This window comes from Streptomyces sp. NPDC052052, from assembly GCF_040680455.1.
GTDB lineage: Bacteria > Actinomycetota > Actinomycetes > Streptomycetales > Streptomycetaceae > Streptomyces.
Map to the genome: position 1 here is coordinate 21,121 of NZ_JBFAWU010000024.1, position 24,165 is coordinate 45,285.

Annotated in this window: 23 protein-coding genes; 14 read left to right on the plus strand and 9 right to left on the minus strand. The window is 71.7% G+C overall.

What is annotated here, in order from left to right; all coding sequences use genetic code 11:
- Positions 1-128: 128 nt before the first annotated feature.
- Positions 129-1,196 (minus strand): hypothetical protein, encoded by a 1,068-nt coding sequence (locus tag AB0L71_RS25775; RefSeq protein ID WP_365247246.1) that lies wholly within the window; start codon positions 1,194-1,196, stop codon positions 129-131.
- A gap of 505 nt (positions 1,197-1,701) precedes the next feature.
- Between AB0L71_RS25775 and AB0L71_RS25780 the strand changes: the two genes are divergently transcribed.
- Entirely contained in the window at positions 1,702-3,720 is a 2,019-nt protein-coding gene (locus AB0L71_RS25780) for a translation factor GTPase family protein (RefSeq protein WP_365247248.1), read from the plus strand.
- A gap of 137 nt (positions 3,721-3,857) precedes the next feature.
- Positions 3,858-6,224: an ATP-binding domain-containing protein gene (locus tag AB0L71_RS25785; protein ID WP_365247250.1), complete on the plus strand. Its 2,367-nt coding sequence runs from the start codon at positions 3,858-3,860 to the stop codon at positions 6,222-6,224.
- Between the two features lie 127 nt (positions 6,225-6,351).
- Here AB0L71_RS25785 and AB0L71_RS25790 read toward each other — a convergent pair whose 3' ends face one another.
- A complete protein-coding gene (locus AB0L71_RS25790; protein WP_365247252.1) occupies positions 6,352-7,209 on the minus strand; it encodes a transglutaminase-like domain-containing protein in 858 nt (285 codons plus the stop codon).
- Between the two features lie 17 nt (positions 7,210-7,226).
- The gene (locus tag AB0L71_RS25795; protein WP_365247254.1) at positions 7,227-8,228 is read right to left on the minus strand and encodes a GNAT family N-acetyltransferase; all 1,002 of its coding nucleotides are present in this window, start codon (positions 8,226-8,228) and stop codon (positions 7,227-7,229) included.
- 117 nt (positions 8,229-8,345) lie between these two features.
- On the opposite strand from AB0L71_RS25795, the gene fdxA reads away from it, so the two are divergent.
- Entirely contained in the window at positions 8,346-8,666 is a 321-nt protein-coding gene (fdxA, locus tag AB0L71_RS25800) for a ferredoxin (protein WP_018956287.1), read from the plus strand.
- Between the two features lie 137 nt (positions 8,667-8,803).
- On the plus strand, positions 8,804-9,901 hold the full coding sequence (gene dapC / locus AB0L71_RS25805; protein WP_365247256.1) for a succinyldiaminopimelate transaminase: 1,098 nt from the start codon (positions 8,804-8,806) through the stop codon (positions 9,899-9,901).
- An 85-nt stretch (positions 9,902-9,986) separates the two neighbouring features.
- Here the strand turns inward: dapC and AB0L71_RS25810 are convergent, their stop codons facing one another.
- Together AB0L71_RS25810 and AB0L71_RS25815 are read right to left on the minus strand one after the other, a co-directional pair.
- A complete protein-coding gene (locus AB0L71_RS25810) occupies positions 9,987-10,388 on the minus strand; it encodes an ATP-binding protein (protein ID WP_365247258.1) in 402 nt (133 codons plus the stop codon).
- Positions 10,389-10,738: 350 nt separating this feature from the next.
- Positions 10,739-11,653 carry a hypothetical protein gene (locus AB0L71_RS25815; protein WP_365247425.1) on the minus strand — a complete coding sequence of 305 codons (915 nt, stop codon included), beginning with the start codon at positions 11,651-11,653 and terminating at the stop codon, positions 10,739-10,741.
- A 94-nt stretch (positions 11,654-11,747) separates the two neighbouring features.
- On the opposite strand from AB0L71_RS25815, the gene dapE reads away from it, so the two are divergent.
- Positions 11,748-12,827 (plus strand): succinyl-diaminopimelate desuccinylase, encoded by a 1,080-nt coding sequence (dapE, locus tag AB0L71_RS25820; protein ID WP_365247260.1) that lies wholly within the window; start codon positions 11,748-11,750, stop codon positions 12,825-12,827.
- An 86-nt stretch (positions 12,828-12,913) separates the two neighbouring features.
- The gene (locus tag AB0L71_RS25825; RefSeq protein ID WP_365247262.1) at positions 12,914-13,663 is read left to right on the plus strand and encodes a TIGR00730 family Rossman fold protein; all 750 of its coding nucleotides are present in this window, start codon (positions 12,914-12,916) and stop codon (positions 13,661-13,663) included.
- A gap of 58 nt (positions 13,664-13,721) precedes the next feature.
- On the opposite strand, the gene folP is transcribed toward AB0L71_RS25825, so the two are convergent.
- Positions 13,722-14,594, minus strand: a complete 873-nt coding sequence (folP, locus tag AB0L71_RS25830) for a dihydropteroate synthase (protein WP_365247264.1) — start codon at positions 14,592-14,594, stop codon at positions 13,722-13,724.
- Positions 14,595-14,700: 106 nt separating this feature from the next.
- Here folP and AB0L71_RS25835 point away from each other — a divergent pair, with 106 nt between their 5' ends.
- Both AB0L71_RS25835 and AB0L71_RS25840 read left to right on the plus strand, forming a co-directional pair.
- Positions 14,701-15,153, plus strand: a complete 453-nt coding sequence (locus AB0L71_RS25835) for a DivIVA domain-containing protein (RefSeq protein WP_365247266.1) — start codon at positions 14,701-14,703, stop codon at positions 15,151-15,153.
- The gene (locus tag AB0L71_RS25840; protein WP_365247268.1) at positions 15,153-15,758 is read left to right on the plus strand and encodes a DNA-3-methyladenine glycosylase I; all 606 of its coding nucleotides are present in this window, start codon (positions 15,153-15,155) and stop codon (positions 15,756-15,758) included. Before AB0L71_RS25835 ends, AB0L71_RS25840 begins: the two co-directional genes overlap by 1 nt.
- On the opposite strand, the gene AB0L71_RS25845 is transcribed toward AB0L71_RS25840, so the two are convergent.
- Positions 15,755-16,567: an enoyl-CoA hydratase-related protein gene (locus AB0L71_RS25845; protein WP_365247270.1), complete on the minus strand. Its 813-nt coding sequence runs from the start codon at positions 16,565-16,567 to the stop codon at positions 15,755-15,757. The two genes, AB0L71_RS25840 and AB0L71_RS25845, sit on opposite strands and share 4 nt — an antisense overlap.
- A gap of 313 nt (positions 16,568-16,880) precedes the next feature.
- On the opposite strand from AB0L71_RS25845, the gene AB0L71_RS25850 reads away from it, so the two are divergent.
- The gene (locus tag AB0L71_RS25850; RefSeq protein ID WP_003966491.1) at positions 16,881-17,048 is read left to right on the plus strand and encodes a DUF3117 domain-containing protein; all 168 of its coding nucleotides are present in this window, start codon (positions 16,881-16,883) and stop codon (positions 17,046-17,048) included.
- A 115-nt stretch (positions 17,049-17,163) separates the two neighbouring features.
- On the opposite strand, the gene AB0L71_RS25855 is transcribed toward AB0L71_RS25850, so the two are convergent.
- Complete coding sequence (locus tag AB0L71_RS25855) at positions 17,164-17,829, minus strand: O-methyltransferase (RefSeq protein WP_365247272.1); 666 nt, start codon at positions 17,827-17,829, stop codon at positions 17,164-17,166.
- Positions 17,830-18,008: 179 nt separating this feature from the next.
- Between AB0L71_RS25855 and sigE the strand changes: the two genes are divergently transcribed.
- The 5 genes from sigE to AB0L71_RS25880 all read left to right on the plus strand — a co-directional run bounded on the left by sigE (position 18,009) and on the right by AB0L71_RS25880 (position 22,900).
- Positions 18,009-18,767, plus strand: coding sequence for an RNA polymerase sigma factor SigE (gene sigE, locus AB0L71_RS25860; RefSeq protein WP_365247274.1), 759 nt, complete (start codon positions 18,009-18,011; stop codon positions 18,765-18,767).
- Complete coding sequence (locus AB0L71_RS25865; RefSeq protein ID WP_365247276.1) at positions 18,764-19,759, plus strand: anti-sigma factor; 996 nt, start codon at positions 18,764-18,766, stop codon at positions 19,757-19,759. Before sigE ends, AB0L71_RS25865 begins: the two co-directional genes overlap by 4 nt.
- A 110-nt stretch (positions 19,760-19,869) precedes the next feature.
- The gene (locus AB0L71_RS25870; protein WP_365247278.1) at positions 19,870-21,546 is read left to right on the plus strand and encodes a trypsin-like peptidase domain-containing protein; all 1,677 of its coding nucleotides are present in this window, start codon (positions 19,870-19,872) and stop codon (positions 21,544-21,546) included.
- 99 nt (positions 21,547-21,645) lie between these two features.
- Positions 21,646-22,125 (plus strand): sec-independent translocase, encoded by a 480-nt coding sequence (locus AB0L71_RS25875; RefSeq protein ID WP_365247280.1) that lies wholly within the window; start codon positions 21,646-21,648, stop codon positions 22,123-22,125.
- 118 nt (positions 22,126-22,243) lie between these two features.
- Positions 22,244-22,900 (plus strand): hypothetical protein, encoded by a 657-nt coding sequence (locus tag AB0L71_RS25880; protein ID WP_365247282.1) that lies wholly within the window; start codon positions 22,244-22,246, stop codon positions 22,898-22,900.
- 101 nt (positions 22,901-23,001) lie between these two features.
- Here AB0L71_RS25880 and AB0L71_RS25885 read toward each other — a convergent pair whose 3' ends face one another.
- A complete protein-coding gene (locus AB0L71_RS25885) occupies positions 23,002-24,135 on the minus strand; it encodes an Mrp/NBP35 family ATP-binding protein (protein ID WP_365247284.1) in 1,134 nt (377 codons plus the stop codon).
- Positions 24,136-24,165: the final 30 nt, after the last annotated feature.

Consider the following 24,165-nt stretch of genomic DNA (forward strand, 5'->3'; position numbering starts at 1 on the left):
GGAGGGGAGGTGGGAAGAAGCGGCCGGAGGGGAGGAGGGGCCGGGGGCGTAAACGAAGCCGCCGCGGCCGCCGCCCCGAGGGACGACGGCCGCGACACAGGGAACGACCGGTCGGCCGTTGAACCGGGTCAGGCGATCGCGCCACCCGTCGACTGACGACGACGCAGCGTGTACGCACCGGCGCCGAGGCCGCCGAGCAGCAGCGCCGAGCCGGCGGCCAGGCCGCTGCCGCCCGTCATCGCCATTCCGCCGCCACCGGTCTGGACACCGCCCTGAGGCTTGCTGTCCTGGTCTTTGCTCCAGCCGCCCTCGTCGTCGCCGTTGCCGTCTTCGTCGTCACCGTGGTCGCCGGAGATGACGCCGGCCATGGCGCCGCCGCCGGCCGAGACGGCGCCGCTGGGCATGCTGCCGTGCTTGCCCTCGTGCTTGCCCTTGTGCTTGCCCTCCCACTCGTGCTTGCTCCAGCCGCCCTCCTCCTCGTCGTCGTCGTCGTCCTTGCTCCAGCCGCCGTCGTCCTTGCCCTCGTCGTTGCCCCAGTCGTCCTCGTCCTTGCCCTCGTCCTTGCCCTCGTGCTTGCCTTCGTGCTTGCCTTCCTTCTTCTCCTCGTGCTTGCCTTCGTCCTTGCTCCAGTCGTCCTCGTCCTCGTCCTTGCCCTCGTCCTTGCCCTCGTGCTTGCCTTCGTGCTTGCCTTCCTTCTTCTCCTCGTGCTTGCCCTCGTCCTTGCTCCAGTCGTCCTCGTGCTTGCCCTCGTGCTTGCCCTTCTCCTCGTCCTTGCCTTCGTGCTTGCCGTGCTCGTCTTCGTCGTCGCCGGGGCCGCCCTCGGAGGTGAGGACACGGGCCATGAAGCCGCCACCGGTCTGGACGCCGCCCTGAGGCTTGCTGTCCTGGTCCTTGCTCCAGCCGCCCTCGTCGTCGCCGGAACCGCCCTCGTCGTTGCCGGAACCGCGCTCGTCGTCGCCGTTGCCGCCTTCTTCGTCGTCGTAGCCGCCGTGCTCGGACTTCCCGTGCTCGTCGTTCTCGGACTTCCCGTGCTTGTGGTCGTTCTCGGACTTCCCGTGCTCGTCGCCCTGCGTCGACGAGGAAGCGTTCACGGGTCCCGAGACCGCAGCCGAGGCCAGGGCGTAGGCGGAGGGACCAGTGAGGGCGAGGACGGCTGTGACGGCAGCCGTAGCGAACAGTGTGCGGGCAGAGCGCATCTGAACACATTCCTTCCGCCGCTCGCTGCGAAGAGCGACTGGTTGTCGACTCAATGTGGCGCAGTCGCGGCATGATTCACCGTTAGCCGAAATTCGGGCGGGAGCTATCCGGCAATGCCGCATTGGAGCTATGCGGTGAGGCTCTTCGGGTGGCGAAATGCAGATAATCACCCGTTGGTACGCACCGAGGTGCGGCGTGAGGTTTGGATGGCGGGCCTCCGCCCGTTTGCCGGGTTTTGCGTCCAGTGGCGTGAGTGTTGCCGCGCACCGGAGTGGCTCTTCACTGAACAGCAACGTCTTCCGCCGGGCGGGGAGTTGAGGAAGGGGCCCGGACACTCCCGCCGAGCCGCGTGTGTGCCGTGGCCGACGGTAATTCGGTTGCCGTGTGCGGTGGGCGCCTGCTGGAATGCCCGCAGCACTCGATCGTCGGAGGAGAAGATCATGCGCGGAACTCTCATGTTCATTCAGACGGAAATTGTCACCGATCTCGAAAACATGGAGTTTCGTGCACACGCTGAATCTGGGAATTCTGGCGCATATCGACGCCGGTAAGACGAGCCTGACCGAGCGGCTGCTTTACACAGCCGGTGTCATCGACGAAATCGGCAGCGTCGACGACGGCAGTACCCGGACCGATTCCCTGGCGCTGGAGCGGCAACGCGGCATCACGATCAAGTCCGCAGTCGTCTCGTTCGCCCTCGACGACATCACGGTCAATCTGATCGACACACCCGGCCACCCGGATTTCATCGCCGAGGTGGAACGGGTGCTGAACGTGCTCGACGGCGCCGTGCTGGTCGTCTCCGCCGTGGAGGGCGTGCAGGCGCAGACCCGTGTGCTGATGCGGACGCTGCAACGCCTGCGCATTCCGACGCTCATTTTCGTGAACAAGGTCGATCGCGGCGGTGCGCGGGACGAATCCGTGCTGCGAGGGATTTCCGAGAGGCTGACCCCGGCGGTGCTCGCCATGGGATCGGTCTACGGGCCCGGTGGACAGGACGCCCGCTGCACGCCGTACACCGGTGGCGACACGGACTTCACGGACCGGCTGACCGAGCTGCTCGCCGACCACGACGACACGCTGCTCGCCGCGTACGTCGAGAACGCGGAACCGCTCCCGTACAGCAGGCTGCGCGAAGAGCTGGCGGTGCAGACCGGGCGGGCCCTGGTGCATCCGGTGTTCTTCGGCTCGGCGATCACCGGGGCCGGGGTGGACGCTCTGATCCGCGGGATCAAGGAGCTGCTGCCGGCGGACGAGGGCGACGTCGACGGTCCTGTCTCGGGCACCGTCTTCAAGGTGGAGCGGGGTCCGGGCGGCGAGAAGACCGCGTACGTCCGGATGCTCTCGGGCACGGTACGGACCCGCGACCGGCTGCCGTTCGGCCGGGGCGAGGAGCGCGCCGAGGGGAAGGTGACCGCGATCAGTGTCTTCGATCGGGGCTCCGACAGGCCCGCGGCAGCGGTCGGTGCGGGCCGGATCGCGAAGCTCCGGGGCCTGGGCGGCATCCGGATCGGCGACCCGGTCGGCGCAGCGGACGCGACCGCCCCGGGCCGTTGGTTCGCCCCGCCGACGCTGGAATCGGTCGTGGTCCCCTGCGCTCCGGCGAGCCGTCGCGAGCTGCATGCGGCGCTGGCGCAACTCGCCGAACAGGACCCCCTCATCAACCTCCGACAGGACGGCATCCGGAAGGACGTGTCCGTCTCGCTCTACGGCGAGGTGCAGAAGGAAGTCATCCAGGCGACACTCGCCGACGAATTCGGCATCGACGTCACCTTCCGCAGGACCACGACCATCTGCCTGGAACGGCCGAACGGGACCGGTGCGGCGTACGAGGTGGGTGATCAGGATCCGAATCCCTTCCTCGCCACCATCGGCCTCCGCGTCGACCCCGCCCCGGTCGGCAGCGGTATCGGCTACCGGCGCGAGGTGGAGCTCGGATCGATGCCGTTCTCCCTGATGAGAGCCGTGGAGGAGACGGTCGTGGAGGCCCTGGGGCAGGGACTGCACGGCTGGCAGGTCACCGATTGCGTCGTCACCATGACGCACTCCGGCTACTGGCCCCGGCAGAGCCATTCCCATGCCGCTTTCGACAAGAGCATGTCGAGCACCGCCGGGGACTTCCGCAATCTGACCCCGCTCGTCCTGATGGGCGCGCTGAAGGAGGCCGGTACCACGGTGTACGAGCCGATGCACCGCTTCCGCCTGGAGTTCCCGGCGGACCTGCTCGGCCCGGTCCTGCCCGTACTCGCGCAGCTGCGCGCCGCCCCCGGGGCCCCGACCGTGAACGGTGCGAGCGGTGTGCTGGAAGGTGAGATCCCGGCGGCGCGGGTCCACGAACTGCAGCAGCGGCTCCCGGGCCTGTCGCGCGGCGAAGGGGTCCTGGAGACCGACTTCGACTCCTACCGGGCGGTCGTCGGCACGCCGCCGGACCGGCCGCGCACCGACCGCAATCCGCTCAACCGCAAGGAGTACCTGCTGCACACCGTGCGCCGGATCGCCGGACGGGGGGAGGACGCGCGCTGACGGCTCCCGACCCGCCGGGGGAGGACGCGCGCTGTCGACCCCGGCGCAGGTGCCCGGACCTGCGCAGCTCCCGTTTCGCCCCGATGTAAGGCACCCTTGGCTGCCCCCCCCCAACGCCCGCAGGGAGCTGGTTCACGTTGTCCAGAGTCGAGATCGCCCACGAACAGAACCATGTCGACACCCTCCACGCCCGCCTGGAGGACCTGCGCGAGCTCGCCGGGCGGCAACTGGCGGGTGCGCTCCGGGAGAGCGGCGGCACCCGGCAGGGGCGGCTGGAGCGGGAGGCCGCCGCCGCCCGCTACGCCGGGCAGATCGCGCGGTACGACGCCGCCGGGAACGGACTCTGCTTCGGGCGGCTCGACCTGCGTGACGGGGAGCGGTACTACATCGGCCGGATCGGACTGCCCGCGGAGTGCGCCGACGACGACCCACTGCTGCTCGACTGGCGCGCCCCGGCCTCCCGGCCCTTCTACGTCGCCACGCCCGCGGCCCCGCACGGGGTGCGCCGACGCCGCCACCTCACCACCCGGGGCCGCACGGTCGTCCGGCTGGACGACGAGGTGCTCGACCGGGAGGGTGTGCCGGACAGCGAACTGACCGGCGAGGCCGCCCTGCTCGCCTCCCTCGACACCGCGCGCACCGGCCGTATGCACGACATCGTCGCCACGCTCCAGGCCGAGCAGGACGCGATCATCCGCTCCGACCACCGCGGTGTCCTCGTGGTCCAGGGCGGCCCCGGCACCGGCAAGACCGCGGTCGCCCTGCACCGGGCCGCCTATCTGCTCTACACCCATCAGCAACTGGCCTCCCGCGGGGTGCTGGTCGTCGGGCCGAACCCCACCTTCATCGGGTACATCGGCCAGGTGCTGCCCGGCCTCGGCGAGAACAACGTGCTGCTGTCGACGGTCGGCGAGCTGTTCCCGGGGGTCCGTGCCGAGCGGGCCGAACCGGCAGAGACCGCCGAGCTCAAGGGGCGTACGGAGATGGCGGCCGTGATGGCCGCCGCGGTACGGGACCGCCAGGTGCCGTCCGGGACCGGGCTCGAGGTCGAGGTCGACGGGGACGTCGTCCACCTCGACCACGAGGAGTGCGTACGCGCCGCCGACACCGCCCGTGCGACGCGGCTGCCGCACAACCTGGCCGCGCCCGTCTTCCGGTCGGAGATCGTGGCCGAGCTCGCCCGGCGGTCGGTGGAGGCCACCCGTGCGCTCGCCGACCGGCTGGAGGCGGACGTCGTCGAGGTCCTGGGCGAGGCCGGTTTCGACCGTGCCGTGCGCGCCGACCTGGACTCCCTGCCGGAGCTGCTCGACGACGAATCGGCCACCGCACGGGAACGCACCGAGGCGCAGGACATCGACGACCTCCGGCGCCTGCTCCGTGCCGACCCCGACGTGCGGACCGCGCTCGACGCCCTGTGGCCGCCCCTCACCCCGCAGCAGCTCCTCACCGACCTGTACGAACAGCCCGCCCTCCTGGCCTCCGCGGCACCCGGGCTCACGGACGCGGAAAGGGAGTTGCTGTACCGGCTGCCGGACCGTGGCGGCTGGAGCGCCGCCGACGTACCGCTGCTCGACGAGGCCGCCGAACTGCTCGGCCGGGACGACCGGGCGGCCGAGGCCGCCGCCGCGCGGGAGCGGGCCGAGTCGCTCGCCTACGCGCAAGGTGTCCTCGACCTCGCGGCGGGCGACGGCCAGGACGAGGAGGACGGCCTCACCGGACTGGTCGACGCGCAGACCCTCGCCGACCGCCACGAGGAGCGCACCGCCCGTACGGTCGCCGAACGGGCCTTCGCCGACCGGAGCTGGGCCTTCGGGCACATCGTCGTCGACGAAGCACAGGAACTCTCCCAGATGGCCTGGCGGTTGCTGATGCGGCGCTGCCCCACCCGTTCCATGACGCTGGTCGGCGATGTGGCCCAGACCGGCGACGCCGCCGGGGCCTCCTCGTGGGCGTCCGCGCTCGCTCCGCACGTCGGCGACCGGTGGCGGCAGGCGACGCTCACGGTCAACTACCGCACCCCCGCCGAGATCATGGCGTCCACCGCGGATGTGCTCTCCGCACTCGGCCCCGGTCTCGAACCGCCGCGCTCGGTACGGGAGACGGGCGTCGCGCCCTGGCGGCTGCACACCGACGACATCGCCCGCACCGTTGCCGAGCTCGCCGCGCGGGAGGCCGCGGCGCTGGACGAGGGCAGGCTCGCCGTGATCGTCCCCGACGCGCGACGCGACGAACTCGGGGCCGCCGTGGCGAGGGCGGTACCGGAGGCGGTGTACGGGGACGCACCCGACCTGGAGAGCCGGGTCGTGGTCCTGGGCGTGCGTCAGACCAAGGGGCTGGAGTTCGACGCGGTGCTGCTGGCCGATCCCGCGGCCGTGCTCGACCGGTCGGTGCGGGGCCTGAACGACCTGTACGTGGCTCTGACCCGGGCGACCCAGCGGCTGGGCATCGTGCACGAGGGGACGGTGCCCGCGGTACTGGCGGCGGCGGTGGCCGAACGGCCCTGAGCCGAGGACGGGCGGGGCGGCCGGGCGCGACCGGGCCCGCCCTGCCGGTCCCGGCGGCCCCCGGCCCGGACGGTTGGCCAACGCCCCTGGGTGCAGCACTGGTTGGGCAAGTCCCGGCACGAACAGGTCAGTTCATCAGTGCCCTGGCCTCCCGCGCCTTCCGCCGGATCGTCTCCGCGGCCTCGGGATCGATCCCGAGGACGACGTCCGCGTACTCCTCCATCTCCGCCGCCCCGCGCAGGAACTGTCCGCTCTGGACCAGCAGTTGCGCCCGCTCGTAGCGCAGTGCGGCCGGATGAGAGGGCAGCAGCAGCGACAGGTCCACCGCCCACAGTGCGACATCCGTCCGCTCCGGACGGACCGCCGCCCAGGCCCTGATGTTGTTCAGGATCCGCAGCACGATCTCCAGGGGCCGTGCGGGCACCAGCATCGACTCGTCCAGCGGCTGCCCCGTCGCCCCCGCAACCAGCAGTTCCGCGTCCTGTCCGGTCATCGGCCGTCCGCCGTCGAACGGGTCGGCCAGCACCCGCTCCGCGGGATCGCCGAACCCGACGACGAAATGACCGGGCAGGGCCACCCCGTACACCGGAGCGCCCGCCCGCCGGGCGACCTCGATCCACACCACGGACAGCAGGATCGGCAGCCCGCGCCGCCGCCTCAGCACCTCGTGCAGCAGCGACGACTCCAGCCGCTGGTAGTCCGATGCCGCGCCGGCGAAGCCGCACCGTTCGCCGAGCAGTTCGGCCAGGGCCGAGGCCCAGGCCCGGCTGCCCCGCACCCCGTAGGGGAGCCGGCCCGCCAGCTCGTCCAGGGTGATCTGCGCCGCGTCGATCCCGTTCGTGTCCAGCGCCGGATCGGCCACCGCGCCCAGCAGCAGACAGAGCAGCGCGAGGTCCGGTCGCTCGGCGCGCACCTCCTCGGCGAACCGCCGACGCAGGTCGTCCGGGTCCGGACGTCCGGACCCCTCGGGTCGGTCAGGACTCATCGGGCCGCCCGTCCCCGTCACGCCGGCCGGAAGTGGTGGTACAGGTGATGGACCACGAACCCCATGCCCTCGTACAGCGCCTGCGCCCCCTCGTTGTCGGTCTCCACCTGGAGCCACGCCGCCGAGGCACCCTCGTCCAGCGCCTTGCGGGCCAGCGCGGCCATCACGGCGGTGGCGAGCCCCCGGCGCCGGTGCGCGGGGTCGACCTCGACGGCCATGAAACCCGCCCACCGTCCGTCCACCACGCACCGTCCGATCGCCGCGGGCGCCGCGCCCTCGGTGTCACCGGGCACCGAGGCGAACCACACCGAGGGACCGGCGCGGAGCACCTCCAGGACGTGTGGGCCCGGTGTCTCCATGCGCTGGTAGCGGGAGAGCCAGGCCTCGTCGAGATCCCGGCTCAGCCGCACCCGGGACACGTCCACGTCCAGATCAGCGATCGGCGCCGCCGCCGCGATCCGCACCTGCGCCGTCACCTCACGCCGCCAGCCGCGCTGCTCCAGCTCCGCGCAGAGCCACTCCTGGGTGCCCTCGGCGCCGGTCGAGGTCTGGATGTACGCGGGCAGGTCCCGCGCCCCGTACCACTCCCGTACCCGCCGGAGCGCCTCGTCGAGCGGCATGCCGGGGTCACCGAGGGGCAGCACGGAGTTGGCGCGCCGGGTGAACCCCCGCGCGGCGCGCAGCCGCCAGTCGCCCAGCGGTTCGCTCTCCACCGGCTGCCAGGCACGGGCACAGACCGGCGCGAGCTCTTCGAAGGAGGCCGCGGGGCCGCGCCGCCGGGCCGGGGCCGTGGGCACGGTCTTGCCCGCCACCAGCGTCGATTCCGCGATACGGACGCTCTCGCCGCTCTTCGTTGTGATCGACAGCACACCGTTGTCCCATGATGTGAGAACGCCGACCGTATCGGTGAACTTCGGTCCGTGCGGGTCTTGCTGGCACGTGCGCCGTACTGATACCCGTTTGCCCACGTCAGCCGGTGTAATTCGGACTTCGAGTTGTCCGCCGACGGTGAATTCCACAGCTCCGTCCGCCCCTCCTGTTCGGTTAGTGCCCGGGAACGGAGATACTAGGGGCGGGCATCGACGACGCCGCGCTCCCGCGCGAGAGCCAACGCCCTACCGAGGAGGAACGACAGCGTGACCTACGTCATCGCGCAGCCTTGTGTCGACGTCAAGGACAAGGCCTGCATCGAAGAGTGCCCCGTCGACTGCATCTACGAGGGCCAGCGGTCCTTGTACATCCACCCGGACGAATGCGTCGACTGTGGAGCCTGTGAGCCGGTGTGCCCGGTCGAGGCGATCTTCTACGAGGACGACACCCCGGAGGAGTGGAAGGACTACTACAAGGCGAACGTCGAGTTCTTCGACGACCTCGGGTCGCCCGGTGGCGCCTCCAAGCTGGGCCTGATCGAGCGCGACCACGCGTTCATCGCCGCGCTGCCGCCGCAGAACCAGTAGTCGGCCAGCGGTCGCACGTGCGTCGCCCCGGCCCCGTACGGCTCGTCACCGTACGGGGCCGGGGCGTTTGTGCCGCCCGGCCCGCCCCACCCTCGTGACCGCGTGCGAGCAGCCCTCGCGCGAGAAAGCAGAGATCCGTGTCCGCAGTCTCCTCTCGTCTCCCGGTCTTCCCCTGGGACCGGCTCACGCCCTACAAGGCGACCGCCGCCGCCCACCCGGACGGCATCGTGGACCTGTCCGTCGGCACGCCCGTCGACCCGGTGCCCGAGCTGATCCAGCAGGCGCTCGTCGCCGCCGCGGACAGCCCCGGCTATCCGACGGTGTGGGGGACCACGGAGCTGCGTGACGCGATCACCGGCTGGCTGGAGCGGCGCCTCGGCGCGGTCGGGGTGGCGCACGAGAACGTCCTGCCGGTCGTCGGCTCCAAGGAGCTGGTGGCCTGGCTGCCGACGCAGCTCGGTCTCGGGGCGGGCGACAAGGTGGCGTACCCCCGTCTCGCCTACCCGACGTACGAGGTGGGAGCCCGGCTCTGCGGCGCCGAGCCCGTCGTCTACGACGACCCGACGGAGCTGGACCCGGCGGGGCTCAAGCTGCTCTGGCTGAACTCGCCGTCCAACCCGACGGGCCACGTCCTGCCCAAGGACGAGCTGATCCGGATCGTCGCCTGGGCCCGCGAGCACGAGGTCCTGGTCTTCAGCGACGAGTGCTACCTGGAGCTGGGCTGGGAGGCGGAGCCGGTCTCCGTACTGCACCCGGACGTCTGCGGCGGCAGCTACGAGGGTCTGGTCGCCGTCCACTCGCTCTCCAAGCGCTCCAACCTGGCCGGCTACCGCGCCGCCTTCATCGCGGGCGACGCGGCCGTGCTCGGCGAGCTGCTGCAGATCCGCAAGCACGGCGGAATGATGACGGCGGCGCCGGTCCAGGCGGCGACCGTCGCGGCACTCGGCGACGACGAGCACGTCGCCGAGCAGCGGACCCGGTACGCGAACCGGCGTGCGGCCCTGCGCGCGGCGCTGGAGGCGCACGGCTTCCGGGTCGAGCACAGTGAAGCGAGCCTCTACCTGTGGGTGACGCGCGACGAGCCGTGCTGGGAGACCGTGGCGTACCTGGCGGAGCTCGGCATTCTGGTGGCGCCGGGCGACTTCTACGGGCCGGCCGGTGACCGCTTCGTGCGCGTGGCGTTCACGGCGACGGACGAACGGGTGGCCGCCGCGGTCAAGCGGCTCGCCCGCTGACGGACACCGCCGGACGGCACACGCGAGGGGCCTCGGGAGCACGCGCTCCCGAGGCCCCTCGCGGTGAGTGGACCGACGGGCCGGGTCAGCCGACCGGCAGGCCCTGCACGGGCAGGGCGCCCCGGGCCGCAGTACCGGCGGCACCGCCGAGGACCCCGCCCGCTGCGGGGCCCGCGACACCGCCCGCGGCCTCCCGCACCACGGGAGCGGCCTGGGCGCCCGCCGTGCGGACGGTCCGGTGCGCGGCCGGGAGGGCCGTACCCACGATCCTGCCGCCGGTCTCGCTCGCCGCCGCGGCGCCCTGCCGGGACGCGCCGTCGACCGTGCTGCCGAGGCCGGCCCCGTCGACGGTGGTCAGGCCGCCGAGCTCCGGGGCGTGCGGGAGCTCCGCGGCACCGGCGGCACCGGCCGCACCGACCACCGGCGCTGCGCCCGCGGCGACCAGCAGCGCGGCACGCGTGATACGGCGGGTCAGGGAGAGGGACATGATGCTCCTTCGACGGCGTGAGGAATTCGTCCGTCCGTTGATCGGACGCCCTGACAACCGTCATGAGGGCGGGGGAGGTTGCGGTGGGCCGAGGTAAAGAGTCGGTAACACGTCACATAATCCACAACGGAGGAATGCGGACGCACATCGCATTCCGGAACGGTCCGATGGACCGCCACACCCGGTGAACCGCAAGGTGAACGGCGAGGAAAACCGTCCCGGGGCGAGGGGCGCTGGACGTCTCGGGGTCGTGTCGCTGCGGATCGGCCCGATCATGCTGCCGGGCGATCCTTCGTACTGGTGCTCCGACGGGCCGGGGCCGCCTGTCGAGGGAGCCGCGAGAGCGCGCCCTAGTGCACGAGGCGCAGCCGGACCTGGGGGGTGGCCGATTCCTTGCCGTCCGTCCGCCAGCCCACCCCGGCCTCCCATACCCGGCCCGCGTACGCGACCTCCTGCAGGCCGAGCTTCTCCGACTGGGCGACCGCCCAGTGCGCGAGCTCCCAGCCGCGTCGCGCCGCATCGTCGTCCCCGGCGGCGTCCGCCGCCCGTACCGGTATCGAGACCACGCCCGTCGCCGGTGCTCCGGCCGCGCCCTTCCCGTCCTCGGCCGACGACTCCTGAGCGGGCAGCACGTCCTTGCCGAAGGCGCGCACCAGCTCCGCCCGCACCGTGGCCGGATCGGCCTTCACCGCGGTCGTCCGCGGCGGCGTGCAGTTCAGCGAGGTGGGCGACCGGCCCGTCAGTGCGGCCGACAGGAGCGCCGCATCCGGCTCGTGCTTCGCGTAGGCCTGCGGGAAACCGCTGCGCTGGACGCGCTGCGCGGCGACCGTGAGCGGCAGCCGGGAGTAGCCGGGCACCTTGGCCAGGTGCCGGTAGAACTCCCCCGCGGAGTAGACCGGGTCCAGGATCTGCTCCTCCGTGCCCCAGCCCTGCGAAGGACGCTGCTGGAACAGCCCCAGGGAATCCCGGTCGCCGTGCTCGATGTTGCGCAGCCCGGACTCCTGCAGGGCGGTCGCCAGCGCGATCGTCACCGCCCGTTCCGGCAGCCCCCGCGCGGTGCCCACGGCGGAGATCGTCGCGGCGTTCGAAGCCTGCTCCGTACTCATCCGATACGTCCGGCCCTTGCCCGAAGAACCGTCGGCGGACGTCACGGTGCACCCTTCGGCGACCGTACGGCCCGTTATGTACTGCACCATCAGATAGCCGGCCAGTGCGGCGAGCACGACAAGAGCGGAGACGACACGGAAGAGGCGGCTGCGGCCCATGTGTCGGCGGGCGGGGGAGACGGTCCGGGGCACGGAGCCACCGTACTGGAGTGCCCGGCCGAGGCCGAGGGCCCAGTCCCTTAGGGTCGTTTCCATGCCAGAAAGCAGCCTTGACCTCACCCTCGACGGCCCGGCGCTCACCGCCCGGCTCGTCGACTTCCCGTCGGTCAGCGGTCAGGAGAAGGAGCTCGCCGACGCGATCGAGTCGGCGCTGCGCACCCTCCCGCACCTGACCGTGGACCGGTACGGCAACAACGTCGTGGCCCGGACGCACCTGGGCCGGGCCGAGCGGGTCGTACTCGCCGGACACATCGACACCGTGCCGATCGCCGACAACGTGCCCTCCCGGCTCGACGAGAACGGCGTGCTCTGGGGATGCGGCAGCTCGGACATGAAGTCCGGCGTCGCCGTCCAGCTGCGGATCGCCGCCACGGTGCCCGACCCCAACCGCGACCTCACCTTCGTCTTCTACGACAACGAAGAGGTCGCCGCACACCTCAACGGGCTCGGCCACGTCGCCGACGCCCACCCGGACTGGCTGGCCGGCGACTTCGCCGTCCTCCTCGAAGGGTCCGACGCCGAGGTCGAGGGCGGCTGCCAGGGCACCCTGCGGGTCTTCCTCCGTACCGAGGGGGAGCGATCCCACTCCGCACGCAGCTGGATGGGCTCCAACGCCATCCACGCCGCGGCCCCGATCCTCGCCCGCCTCGCCGCCTACGAACCGCGCCGGCCGGTCATCGACGGGCTCGAATACCGCGAAGGGCTGAACGCGGTCCGGATCGAGGGCGGCGTGGCCAACAACGTCATCCCCGACACCTGCACCGTCGTCGTCAACTACCGGTACGCCCCCGACCGCAGCCCGGAGGAGGCGGTGGCCCACGTGCACGAGGTCTTCGCCGACTGCGGCGTCGTCGAATTCATCGTGGACGACCACTCGGGCGCGGCCATGCCCGGCCTCAGCCACCCCGCTGCCCAGGCGTTCATGGCGGCGGTCGGCGGCACCGCCCGGCCCAAGTTCGGCTGGACCGACGTCTCCCGCTTCGGCTCCCTCGGCATCCCCGCGGTGAACTACGGCCCCGGTGACCCGCTCCTGGCGCACAAGCGCGACGAGCACGTCGTGGTCGACCGGATCACCCACTGCGAGGAGCGCCTCCGCTCCTGGCTCACCGGCTGACCCGCGGCATTCTCCTGTCCGTAACCCCGCCGATCTACTCTGACCTGACACGGATGGTCATCGATCGTCGTCGGAGGGAGCAGGTCATGGGCAACCCCGAGGGAGCGCACGTCCCCGAGGAGCAGCGGCAGGGGCCGGTGCTGCGTCGCAGGGACCAGGTGCAGCCCGGCACCACCGACCAGCGGCTGCTGGACACCGAGGGCGACTCCGAGTGGGTGCACACCGACCCGTGGCGGGTGATGCGCATCCAGTCGGAGTTCGTCGAAGGCTTCGGCGCGCTGGCCGAGCTCCCGAGCGCCATCAGCGTCTTCGGCTCGGCCCGCAGCGTGCCCGGCGGGCCGGACTACGAGGCGGGGGTGCGCATCGGCAAGGCCCTGGTGGAAGCCGGCTTCGCGGTGATCACCGGAGGCGGGCCCGGGGCGATGGAGGCGGCGAACAAGGGGGCACGGGAGGCCAGCGGCGTCTCGGTCGGCCTCGGCATCGAGCTGCCCTTCGAGTCGGGCCTCAACCCGCACGTCGACATCGGTGTCAACTTCCGGTACTTCTTCGTCCGCAAGACGATGTTCGTGAAGTACGCCCAGGGCTTCGTCGTGCTGCCCGGTGGCCTCGGCACCCTGGACGAACTGTTCGAGGCCCTCACCCTCGTCCAGACGGGCAAGGTGACCCGCTTCCCGATCGTGCTGTTCGGCACCGCGTACTGGAGCGGGCTGGTGGACTGGCTGCGGGACACGGTGGTGGCCCAGGGCAAGGCGTCCGAACACGACCTGCTGCTGTTCCACGTCACGGACGACGTGGAGGAGGCGGTCGACCTCGTCACGAAGGAGGTCGGCCGGTAGTCGGGCCCCGGCCGGGCCCCGGTTCCGGAAGGAGCCGGAGCCGGGCCCTCGGCCGGTTCTAGGCCAGCCCCCTCCGCGCCACCGCCGGCTCCCGGTGCCCGGCGATCGACGCCACCATGTCCAGCACCTGCCGGGTCTCCGCGACCTCGTGCACCCGGTACACCTGCGCCCCCAGCCAGGCCGACACGGCCGTCGTCGCCAGGGTCCCGATCACGCGTTCCTTCACCGGCCGGTCGAGTGTCTCCCCGACGAAGTCCTTGTTGGACAGCGACACGAGGACCGGCCAGCCGGTCTCCGTCATCTCGCCGAGCCGGCGGGTGGCCTCCAGGGAGTGCCGGGTGTTCTTCCCGAAGTCGTGACCGGGGTCGATCATGATGCCGTCCGGCCGCACCCCGAGTCCGACCGCGCGCTCGGCCAGGCCCACCGTCACCCGCAGGATGTCGGCCATCACGTCGTCGTACTGGACCCGGTGCGGCCGGGTCCGCGGTTCGGCGCCGCCCGCGTGCGTGCACACCAGACCGGCGCCGTACCGTGCGGCGACCTCCGCGAGCTTCGGGTCGACGCCGCCCCACGCGTCGTTCAGCAGATCCGCGCCGGCCTCGCAGACCGCCTCGCCGACGTCATGGCGCCAGGTGTCGACGCTGATCACCACATCCGGGTGGCGGCGGCGCACCTCCGCGACGAACCCCACCGTGCGACGGGCCTCCTCCTCGGCGGTCACCTCTTCCCCCGGCCCTGCCTTCACCCCGCCGATGTCCACGATCGCGGCGCCGTCCGCGATCGCCTGCTCGACCCGGGCCAGCGCCGGCTCGTCGCGGAACGTCGCGCCCTGGTCGTAGAAGGAGTCCGGGGTACGGTTCACGATCGCCATGATCACCGGCTCGTGTGCGCCGAATTCACGCCGCCCCAGCCTGAGCGCACCGCTTCGCATCCCGTGTTCCACCTCTGGTAGATCGTTCCGTCGGTCGCCTGCGACCCTAACGGTCGCTGCCGCATGGCACGATCGGACCCGGACAGGTTTCCGCTTCCCCTGGGAGATGCCCGTGTTCTGGTTCTTGCTGCTGGCGATGGTGGTGGTCGTGGCCGCGGTCACGCTCGCGGTGGTCGGCGGGGGGAGAAGCCACGTCCTGCAGGACGTGGCGCCCGAGCAACTGACCGACCCGCTGCCCGTGACGCGCCCGGTGGGCCGGGAGGACATCGAGGCGCTGCGGCTGCCGGTGGCCGTGCGCGGCTATCGCATGATCGATGTCGACGAGGCGCTCGACCGGCTCGGCGCCGAGCTCGCCGAGCGGGATGCCCGGATCACCGAACTGGAGACGGCGCTGGCCGGCGTGTCGGCCGGCGGTGACCGGCTGCTCAAGGGACCCCAGGACCGGCCGCAGCGGACGGGGGAGCGGCCCGAGGACCGTCCGAGCCCGTGGGAGGCGCCCCGGAACGACTCCGGACAGGAGCCGCCGCAGGCACCCCGGCCCGGAGAGGAGTCGCAGTGATGGACGGCGGCACGGTGACGGCCGCGGACGGCGGCCCGCGCTGCCCGTGGGGACTGTCCACCGAGGACTACCTCGCGTACCACGACACCGAATGGGGCCGCCCCGTCCACGGCGACGACGCCCTGTTCGAACGGCTTTGCCTGGAGGCGTTCCAGTCCGGACTCTCCTGGCTGACGATCCTGCGCCGCCGGGAGGGCTTCCGTTCCGCCTTCGCCGGGTTCAAGATCTCCGCCGTGGCGGACTTCACCGACGCCGACAAGGAGCGCCTCCTCGCCGACGCCGGCATCATCCGCAACCGGGCGAAGATCGAGGCGACGCTCGCCAACGCCCGGGTGCTCGCCGGCTGGCGCGCCGGAGAGCTGGACGAACTGATCTGGTCGTACGCACCCGACCCGGCCGGCCGCCCGGCCCCGCGCACCGTCGAGGACGTGCCCGCGGTCACACCGGAGTCCACGGCGCTGGCCAAGGACCTCAAGAAGCGCGGTCTGCGGTTCGTCGGCCCCACGACGGCCTACGCCCTGATGCAGGCCTGTGGCCTCGTCGACGACCACCTGGCCGACTGCGTGGCGCGTGGCACCGGGGCGCAGACCCGAAACGCGTCCTAACGGCCGACGTACTTCGGCCGCTCCTTGTCCAGGAAGGCCTGCACCGCGATCGCGTGGTCCTCCGAGATCCCCGCCTTCGTCTGGAGCTCGTCCTCCTTCTCCAGGGCCTCCTGAAGCGTGTGGGCGGCGCTGTAGGCCAGCGACTCCTTGAGCGCCGCGTACGCCACCGTGGGGCCGGACGCCAGGGCGCGGGCCACGGCGGTGGCCTCCGCGGCCAGGTCGGCGGCCGGCACCAGCCTGTTCACGATGCCCAGCTCAGAGGCGTCCTGCGCGGAGATCGAACGCGGGAAGAGCAGCAGGTCGGCGGCGCGGCTCTGCCCGATGAGGCGGGGCAGCGTCCAGGAGACGCCCGAATCGGCGGTGAGAGCCACCCCGGCGAAGGACGTGTTGAACGCGGCGGTGTCGGCGACCACCCGGTAGTCGCAGGCGAGCGCGAGGCCGAAACCGGCGCCGGCCGCGACACCGTTCACCCCGGCGACGACCGGCTTGGGCATCTCGGTGAGGGCCCGCACGATCGGGTTGTAGTGCTCCTTGACGGTGCTCAGGGCGTTGCCGCTGCCGGACTCGCGGGCCTCGGTCAGCTTGCCGAGGTGCTCCTTCAGATCCTGGCCGACACAGAAGGCGGGCCCGGTCGCGGTCAGCAGAACAGCGCGTACGGCGCTGTCGGCCGCCGCGGACCGCAGAGCGTCACGGAGTGCGACTTTTATCTCGGTGTTCAGAGCGTTTCTCGCGTCGGGACGGTTGAGCGTGATCGTCGCGAGTCCGTCACTCACCTCGTGGAGTACACAGTCCGTCACCTGGTCTGCCATACCGCTGTCCCCTCTTGTGCCTTGGCCGTGCCTTGTCCAGGCAAGCATGGCCGAACCGGGCCGCGGGGAACATGTGACCTGCGTCTAACATTTGCGCCCCGACGGAGGGGTGCAGAGAGCGGAGTATCGCAGCTGGATCGCCGAATTGGGGGGTTTTGACTGAGCGCGTTGCGCAAGCGATGCCGAGCGATGTTGGTCATTGGGGCCGGTGATGCGGGATAATGGCCTGGAAGCAATGTGTTCGATGCCGGTGACAGAGCACCTGGACGGGGCCGCCGGTTGTTATGAGCTGGTTTCAGGAAGGGGAACGAGCATGGCGGCCATGAAGCCGCGGACGGGCGACGGCCCGCTCGAGGTGACCAAGGAGGGGCGGGGCATCGTCATGCGCGTTCCGCTCGAAGGCGGCGGTCGGCTTGTCGTGGAGCTGACTCCGGACGAGGCCGATGCCCTCGGTGACGCTCTCAAGAAGGTCGTCGGCTGAGCAGAGGCGCCCACACTTCACACCACCCCGATACGGTCCCCGTGCCGGGGTGGTGTTGCGTTCGTCGCCGAACGTGTCCGGCCCTGGTCCGCGGTACGGCGCGCCGGCCCCGCGGTCAGCCCCGCCGTACCGCGCACAGCAGGCCGTCGCCCACCGGCAGCAGGGTCGCCGTCAGCTCCTGGCTCTCCCGCACCGTGCGCAGCAGCTCCCGCAGCCGCAGCACCTCGGCGGGCTGCGCCGCCGAGTCGACCGTACGGCCGTCCGCGAAGACGCCCTCGAAGCAGACCAGCCCGCCCGGCCGCAGCAGGCGCAACGATTCAGCGAGGCACTCCAGGCTCTCCAGCCGGTCGCCGTCGCAGAACACGAGGTCGTATCCGCCGTCCGCGAGGCGCGGCAGCACATCCAGGGCGCGACCGGGAATGAAACGGGCCCGATTGGCGGCGAACCCCGCGGCCCGGAACGCCTCACGGGCGAACTGCTGGCATTCCGGCTCCGGGTCGACCGTGGTCAGTACGCCGTCGGGCCGCATGCCGTGCAGCAGATAGAGCCCCGACACGCCGGTCCCGGTGCCGATCTCGGCCACCGCCTTGGCGTCCGTCGTGGCAGCGAGCAGGCGCAGCGCGGCGCCGGTACCTGGCGACACCGAGCGGAGCCCTGTCTCCCGGGCCCGGTCCCGGGCCCAGTGCACGGCTTCGTCCTCGGCGACGAACGCGTCGGCGAAAGCCCAGCTCGTCTGCCGGTTGGCGGTAATGGCCCTCTCCTGTCCCCTTAGTTGGCGCAACGGTGACTGTATCCGCTGCACTCGGGAACCCGCAGATGGGACCGGGCGTTAGGAAGAGGCAGGGGAAAGCTCGTGGAACCGGCCCCCGGACCGGGTCCGGCAGCCACGGGCGGCGACGCCGGGTGTTTCCCGGCCCCAGCAGGAAAAAGGCTTATCCGGAGCTAACGGGCGAGGTGGCTATGGTAGGGGCTCCACTGGACACCACCAGAGCCGACAGGGGAGGTGCGGCTGCGCCTGTGGATCGGAGAGGTGCGCTGCGGCGGCTTCTCAGGTCGGCGGGTGAGCCGAAATCCGTGACCGACATCGCTGACCGTTCTTCCACCGAATCCGTACCGACCGCGACCTTCGCCTCGGACGCGGACTCCCAGGCGTGGACGCCGCCCTCATGGGAAGAGATCGTCAGCACGCACAGCGGCCGCGTCTACCGCCTTGCCTACCGGCTGACGGGCAACCAGCACGATGCGGAGGACCTCACCCAGGAGGTCTTCGTGCGCGTGTTCCGGTCGCTGTCGACCTATACCCCGGGCACCTTCGAGGGCTGGCTGCACCGCATCACGACCAACCTGTTCCTGGACATGGTCCGTCGCAAGCAGCGGATCCGCTTCGACTCCCTCGGCGACGACGCCGCCGAGCGGCTGCCGAGCCGTGAGCCGTCCCCCCAGCAGGTTTTCAACGACGCCCACTTCGACGCGGACGTGCAGCAGGCGCTGGACACCCTCGCGCCCGAATTCCGTGCCGCCGTGGTGCTCTGTGACATCGAGGGCCTCTCGTACGAGGAGATCGCCGCGACGCTGGGCGTGAAGCTCGGCACCGTGCGCAGCCGTATCCACCGCGGTCGCTCGCATCTGCGCAAGGCCTTGCAGCACCGTTCGCCCGAGGCCCGTGCCGAGCGCTCGCTGGCGGGCGCGATCCTGGCAGGGGAGGGCGGACCGGCGTGAGTGGCACACGCCCGACCCCGGCGGAACAGCACCTGGGGGACCGGCTCGCCGCGCTTGTCGACGGCGAGCTGAAACACGATGCCCGCGAGCGGGTGCTCGCCCACCTTGCGACCTGTGCCAAGTGCAAGGCCGAGGCTGCCGCCCAGCGGCGTCTGAAAAGCGTCTTCGCGCAGTCGGCCCCGCCTTCCCCCTCCGCGGGGCTCCTTGCCCGGTTGCAGGGCCTTCCTGGCGGACCGGGGGGTGACGACGACAACCCGGGGAGACCATTCGGCGGCTCCGGGCGCTTCGCCGATGGGTTCTTCCCGGTGATCCAGCCGTCCGGCAGCCGCACGGAATCGCCGGTGAACGCCCCGCTGGAGGGCTTCGGCTTCCTCCCGGCCCCGCACGGCCCGACCGGAGCGCTGCCGGGCGGTCCGGGCCGTTCCGGCTTTCCGGGCCGTTCCGGCTTCCGGATCCATGAGGTGGGACGCGAGGCGGACCGGTCGCCCTGGCGCGGCCGGAGGTTCGCCTTCGCCGCCGCCAGCGCCGTGTCCCTCGCGGCCATCGCCCTGGGCGGTGCCCTGCCGACGAGTACGGGGCCGGGTTCCGCGGCCCGCGCCGCGGGCGGCGGAAACGCGGTGAACCCGCTTGACACCTCCTCCCGCGGCGAGAGCGGCAGCTCGGCGAGCCGTCGCGGCGGCAGCCAGGGCGCCCCCGGTGCGACGGAGGTGGCCACCGCCGCTGCCCCACCTCCCGTCTCCCTGGCGGCGTCCGCCGCCTCCGCTCCGGCACTGCTCGCGGCGGACAAGCTCGCGGGGAACCCGCTCGCCGTCCAGACCCTGACCAATGTGCCCACGCTGCCGCTGATACGTCCGAACGGCACCACCCCGCTCTTCTCCCGGATGCTCGTCCAGTCCCCGGAGCCCTCCGCGCAACCGCCCTCGGTTCCCCCGTCCACCTCGGCCCTGCCCAGCCCCGTCGACCGCGGCCTGCCGCTCTCCGCCCGGCGCTGACCGGAGCCTGCGCGGACAGGCGCAGACCTGGTTGAATTCTGGGAGGAATTCCGGGAGCGGCGCCCCGGTCGGGGCGTGCAGAGTCCAGTCGCGGCAGTTGCGGGGAGAGCATGGAAGACGGGAAGTCCACCGGACCGAAGGCGAAGTGGTGGAGCCGGCCCGCGCCGGAGAACGCCACCCGCACAGCGCCGGACGGGCCGTCCCCCGCCGAGGACGCGGTGCCCACGTCCCACGTCATGGACGCACCGGCCGATGCGACGGGTGCGGACGCGCTCGCGGCGGCCGGCCCGGCCCGGCCGTCGGTACCCGAGCCGGCCGTGCCCGAGCCCGCGCACCGGCCCGAGGTGTCCGTACCGGCCGGCCGGCCTCCGACCCCCCTGCACGACCCCGACCCGTACAGCACCCCGCCCTATGGCGGCCCCGGCCCCTGGGCTCCCGCGCCCCCCGTGCAGCGACCGGTGCCGACCCCGGCCCACGGCACACACATCCCTCCGCAGTACGCGGGGACGAACGGCGCGGGCATCCCCGCCGCGCCCGCCCCCGGCTGTGCGCCCCCGCCGCACGTGCCTCAGCAGACGCAGCCGCAACAGCAGTGGCTTCAGTACGACCCCTGGGGTGCGCCCCGGCAGCCGCTGACCGCCCCGAGCCCGGTGCCCGGGGCCGACACCGGCCGCAGGAAGAACCGCCGCGGCTCCCTCCTCGTCGGTGCGGTCCTGCTCGCGCTGGTGGCGGGCGGTATCGGCGGCGGCGTCGGCGCCTACATCGAGCGCAACGGCGGCCTCACCCAGGTCGAGCTCCAGCAGACCGGCCGCGCCGGCGGAGGCCGTGCGCCCGACAGCGTCGCGGGCATCGCCGCGAGCGCCCTGCCCAGCGTGGTCACCCTCCATGTCAGCGGCAGCACCGAGTCCGGCACGGGCACCGGCTTCGTTCTCGACAAGTCGGGTCATATCCTCACCAACAATCACGTCGTCGCCCCGGCCGGTTCCTCCGGCGACATCACCGTGACGTTCAGCGGCGGCGAGACCGCGCGTGCCGAGGTCGTCGGCAAGGACAGCGGCTACGACCTGGCTGTGGTCAAGGTCTCCGGCGTCTCCGGCCTCACCCCGCTGCCCCTGGGCAATTCCGACAATGTGCAGGTCGGCGACCCCGTGGTGGCCATCGGCGCCCCCTTCGACCTGTCCAACACGGTGACCTCCGGCATCATCAGCGCCAAGGACCGGCCGATCACCGCGGGCGGAGAGAAGGGTGACGGCAGCGACATCAGCTACGTCGACGCCCTGCAGACCGACGCCCCGATCAACCCGGGCAACTCCGGCGGCCCGCTCGTCGACACCGATGCCCGTGTCATAGGCATCAACAGCGCCATCCGTGCCGCCGGCAGCGATTCGAGCAGTGAGAGCGGGCAGGCGGGGTCCATCGGTCTCGGCTTCGCCATCCCGATCAACCAGGGCAAGCGGGTCGCCGAGGAGCTGATCAACACGGGGAAGGCCACCCACCCGGTGATCGGCGTCAGCCTGGACATGGAGTACACCGGGGACGGCGCCAAGGTCAGCGCGAAGGGCGCGGACGGCAAGCCCGCGGTGACGCCCGACGGCCCCGGGGCCAAGGCCGGGATCAAGCCGGGGGACGTCATCACCGAGGTCGACGGCAAGCGGGTGCACAGTGGCGAGGAACTCATCGTGAAGATCCGCTCCCACCGGCCCGGCGACCGTCTGGCCCTCGGCCTGACACGCGGGGGTAAAGACCTGTCCATCTCTTTGACGCTCGGCTCGGCAACCGGCACGTGAGAGGCTCGGCACGCTACCGCGCGCACAGTCCCGACCGGTACCGTGGGCCGGGTCCGGACCACAACCGACCTGGTCGCGGAGAACACGAGGAGCAACAAGGTGTTCAATGACATAGGCCCACTCGAGCTGGTGACGCTCGTGATCCTGGGCGTGCTGGTCTTCGGTCCGGACAAGCTGCCCAAGGTCATCCAGGATGCCTCGCGCTTCATCCGCAAGATCCGTGAGTTCTCGGAGAGCGCCAAGGAGGACATCCGTACGGAGCTCGGCCCGGAGTTCAAGGACTTCGAGTTCGAGGACCTCAACCCCAAGACCTTCGTCCGCAAGCAGCTCATGGACGGCAAGGACGATCTGGGGCTGAAGGAGATCCGCGAGAGCTTCGACCTGCGCAAGGACCTGAACGAGGTCGCCGACGCGGTGAACGGCCGGGAGAGCGCTGCCGTGGAGCCGGCGGGGAGCGGCGTGTCGAGCGGCTCGGCGATCTCGGCCGCCAACGGCAGCGCCGGTGCTCCGGACCTGCTCAAGAAGCGGGACCGGCCCGGCACGGACGACCGCCCGCCGTTCGACGCAGACGCCACCTGAGGCTTGTCAATCCCGACTCGTCCGGACGGGATGGCTATTCTCCATCTGTCCGGTTGTGAGGACGCCCGTGGGGGGCGGGCCGCTCCGGACCCAACGGATCGAGGAGGCGGCCGGGCATATGGGGACGACGAGTCGGGTGGGCGCGGAGGATGCGCCGAGCACAGCCACCGCAGAGGCGAGGCCGGCGGCCCGGCGTACCGTCGACGGATTTCTGGCGGCCCCGTTTCCCTGGTACGGCCTGGACGAAGCATTCGGCGGACCGCGCCGGCTGGTGCAGGTGGGCACCGCGGCGGACGGCACGGTGCAGCACGGCTCCATCGGGCACGGTGACGAGCCGTCGGTACGGGCCGACACAGGTGTCGAGAAGCAGCGGTTCGCCGTCGTCGTGACGGTGGCCAGCAGCCCGGTGCGGCACAGCGGCGACGGCACGGGAGTGCTGGACGCCACCACGGTCTCCTCCGCGGCCTGGCTGGCCGGGTCCGGTCTGCTCGCCTGCACGTGGCCCCCGCAGCTGGATCACACCCTGCGGGACGACTGGCTGAACCAGCAGACGGAGACGGCGTTCGAGCTCGCCGACGACCTGGACGGCCCGGCATGGTCGACGTTGTCACTGCCGGTGGACGGTGTCCCGGTGCCGTTCCACTACCGCGAGTCCGAGTTCGGCTGGGTGCTCGCCGGGTCGGCCCGTGAGGTGCACATCGGGGCGTACGGGCGGGGGATGAGCGCGTACGGGCTGGGGTTCTCGGTGGTCGGCGACATCGCGTCGTACGCCTGACGTGGCCGGCCGGTGACCGGCCGCCGCAGCCACCCGGCCGGGGACGCGCCTCGGCATCGCCGCACGGGCCCCGAGGCCGGGCCCGTGCGGCGATGCCCCGCTCAGAACTTGTTGCGCGGGGTGATGCCCAGCGACATGCCCGACAGGCCGCGCTGACGGCCTCCGAGCTTGTCCGCGATGGTGCGCAGCGCCTTGCCCGCCGGGGAGTCCGGGTCGGACAGGACGACCGGCTTGCCGTCGTCGCCGCCCTCGCGCAGCCGTACGTCGATCGGGATGGAGCCGAGCACCGGCACCTCCGCGCCGACCGTCCTCGTCAGGCCCTCGGCGACCTTCTGGCCACCGCCGGTACCGAACACATCGACCATCTCGCCGCAGTGCGGGCACGGCAGCCCGGACATGTTCTCGACCACACCGACGATCTTCTGGTGGGTCTGCACGGCGATCGAACCGGCCCGCTCGGCCACCTCGGCCGCCGCCTGCTGCGGGGTCGTGACGACCAGGATCTCGGCGTTCGGCACGAGCTGCGCCACCGAGATCGCGATGTCACCGGTGCCCGGCGGCAGGTCGAGCAGCAGGACGTCCAGGTCGCCCCAGTACACATCGGCGAGGAACTGCTGAAGCGCGCGGTGCAGCATCGGTCCGCGCCACACCACCGGGGCGTTGCCCGGGGTGAACATCCCGATGGAGATGACCTTCACGCCGTGCGCCGACGGCGGCATGATCATGTTCTCGACCTGGGTCGGCCTGCCGTCCGCGCCGAGCATCCGCGGCACGCTGTGCCCGTAGATGTCCGCGTCCACGACACCGACCTTGAGGCCGTCGGCTGCCATCGCGGCCGCCAGGTTCACCGTCACCGACGACTTGCCGACGCCGCCCTTGCCGGACGCGACGGCGTAGACCCGGGTCAGCGAGCCGGGGCGGGCGAACGGTACCTCGCGCTCCGCCGTGCCGCCGCGCAGTGAGGCGGCGAGGTCCTTGCGCTGTTCGTCGCTCATGACGTCGAGCGAGACATCGACCCGCGAGACACCCTCGACGCGGGCGACCGCGTCGGTCACGCTCTTGGTGATCGTCTCGCGCATCGGGCAGCCCGAGACCGTGAGATAGACCGTGACAGCGACTGCACCGTCAGCGCCGATCTCGACCGATTTCACCATGCCGAGCTCGGTGATCGGACGGTGGATCTCCGGGTCGTTCACTGTCGCCAGCGCCTCAAGCACCGCGTCTTCCGTAGCCATACCGACGATGTTACGGCGCCCGCTGCTACG

Excerpts from the sequence above, each read along its gene's own strand:
- AB0L71_RS25775 (WP_365247246.1), bottom strand. The coding sequence starts at position 1,196 with ATGCGCTCTGCCCGCACACTGTTCGCTACGGCTGCCGTCACAGCCGTC.
- AB0L71_RS25790 (WP_365247252.1), bottom strand. The coding sequence starts at position 7,209 with ATGAGTCCTGACCGACCCGAGGGGTCCGGACGTCCGGACCCGGACGAC.
- AB0L71_RS25810 (WP_365247258.1), bottom strand. The coding sequence starts at position 10,388 with ATGTCCCTCTCCCTGACCCGCCGTATCACGCGTGCCGCGCTGCTGGTC.
- AB0L71_RS25815 (WP_365247425.1), bottom strand. The coding sequence starts at position 11,653 with ATGGGCCGCAGCCGCCTCTTCCGTGTCGTCTCCGCTCTTGTCGTGCTC.
- dapE (WP_365247260.1), top strand. The coding sequence starts at position 11,748 with ATGCCAGAAAGCAGCCTTGACCTCACCCTCGACGGCCCGGCGCTCACC.
- AB0L71_RS25825 (WP_365247262.1), top strand. The coding sequence starts at position 12,914 with ATGGGCAACCCCGAGGGAGCGCACGTCCCCGAGGAGCAGCGGCAGGGG.
- folP (WP_365247264.1), bottom strand. The coding sequence starts at position 14,594 with ATGCGAAGCGGTGCGCTCAGGCTGGGGCGGCGTGAATTCGGCGCACAC.
- AB0L71_RS25835 (WP_365247266.1), top strand. The coding sequence starts at position 14,701 with ATGCCCGTGTTCTGGTTCTTGCTGCTGGCGATGGTGGTGGTCGTGGCC.
- AB0L71_RS25840 (WP_365247268.1), top strand. The coding sequence starts at position 15,153 with ATGGACGGCGGCACGGTGACGGCCGCGGACGGCGGCCCGCGCTGCCCG.
- AB0L71_RS25845 (WP_365247270.1), bottom strand. The coding sequence starts at position 16,567 with ATGGCAGACCAGGTGACGGACTGTGTACTCCACGAGGTGAGTGACGGA.
- AB0L71_RS25850 (WP_003966491.1), top strand. The coding sequence starts at position 16,881 with ATGGCGGCCATGAAGCCGCGGACGGGCGACGGCCCGCTCGAGGTGACC.
- sigE (WP_365247274.1), top strand. The coding sequence starts at position 18,009 with ATGGTAGGGGCTCCACTGGACACCACCAGAGCCGACAGGGGAGGTGCG.
- AB0L71_RS25870 (WP_365247278.1), top strand. The coding sequence starts at position 19,870 with ATGGAAGACGGGAAGTCCACCGGACCGAAGGCGAAGTGGTGGAGCCGG.
- AB0L71_RS25880 (WP_365247282.1), top strand. The coding sequence starts at position 22,244 with ATGGGGACGACGAGTCGGGTGGGCGCGGAGGATGCGCCGAGCACAGCC.
- AB0L71_RS25885 (WP_365247284.1), bottom strand. The coding sequence starts at position 24,135 with ATGGCTACGGAAGACGCGGTGCTTGAGGCGCTGGCGACAGTGAACGAC.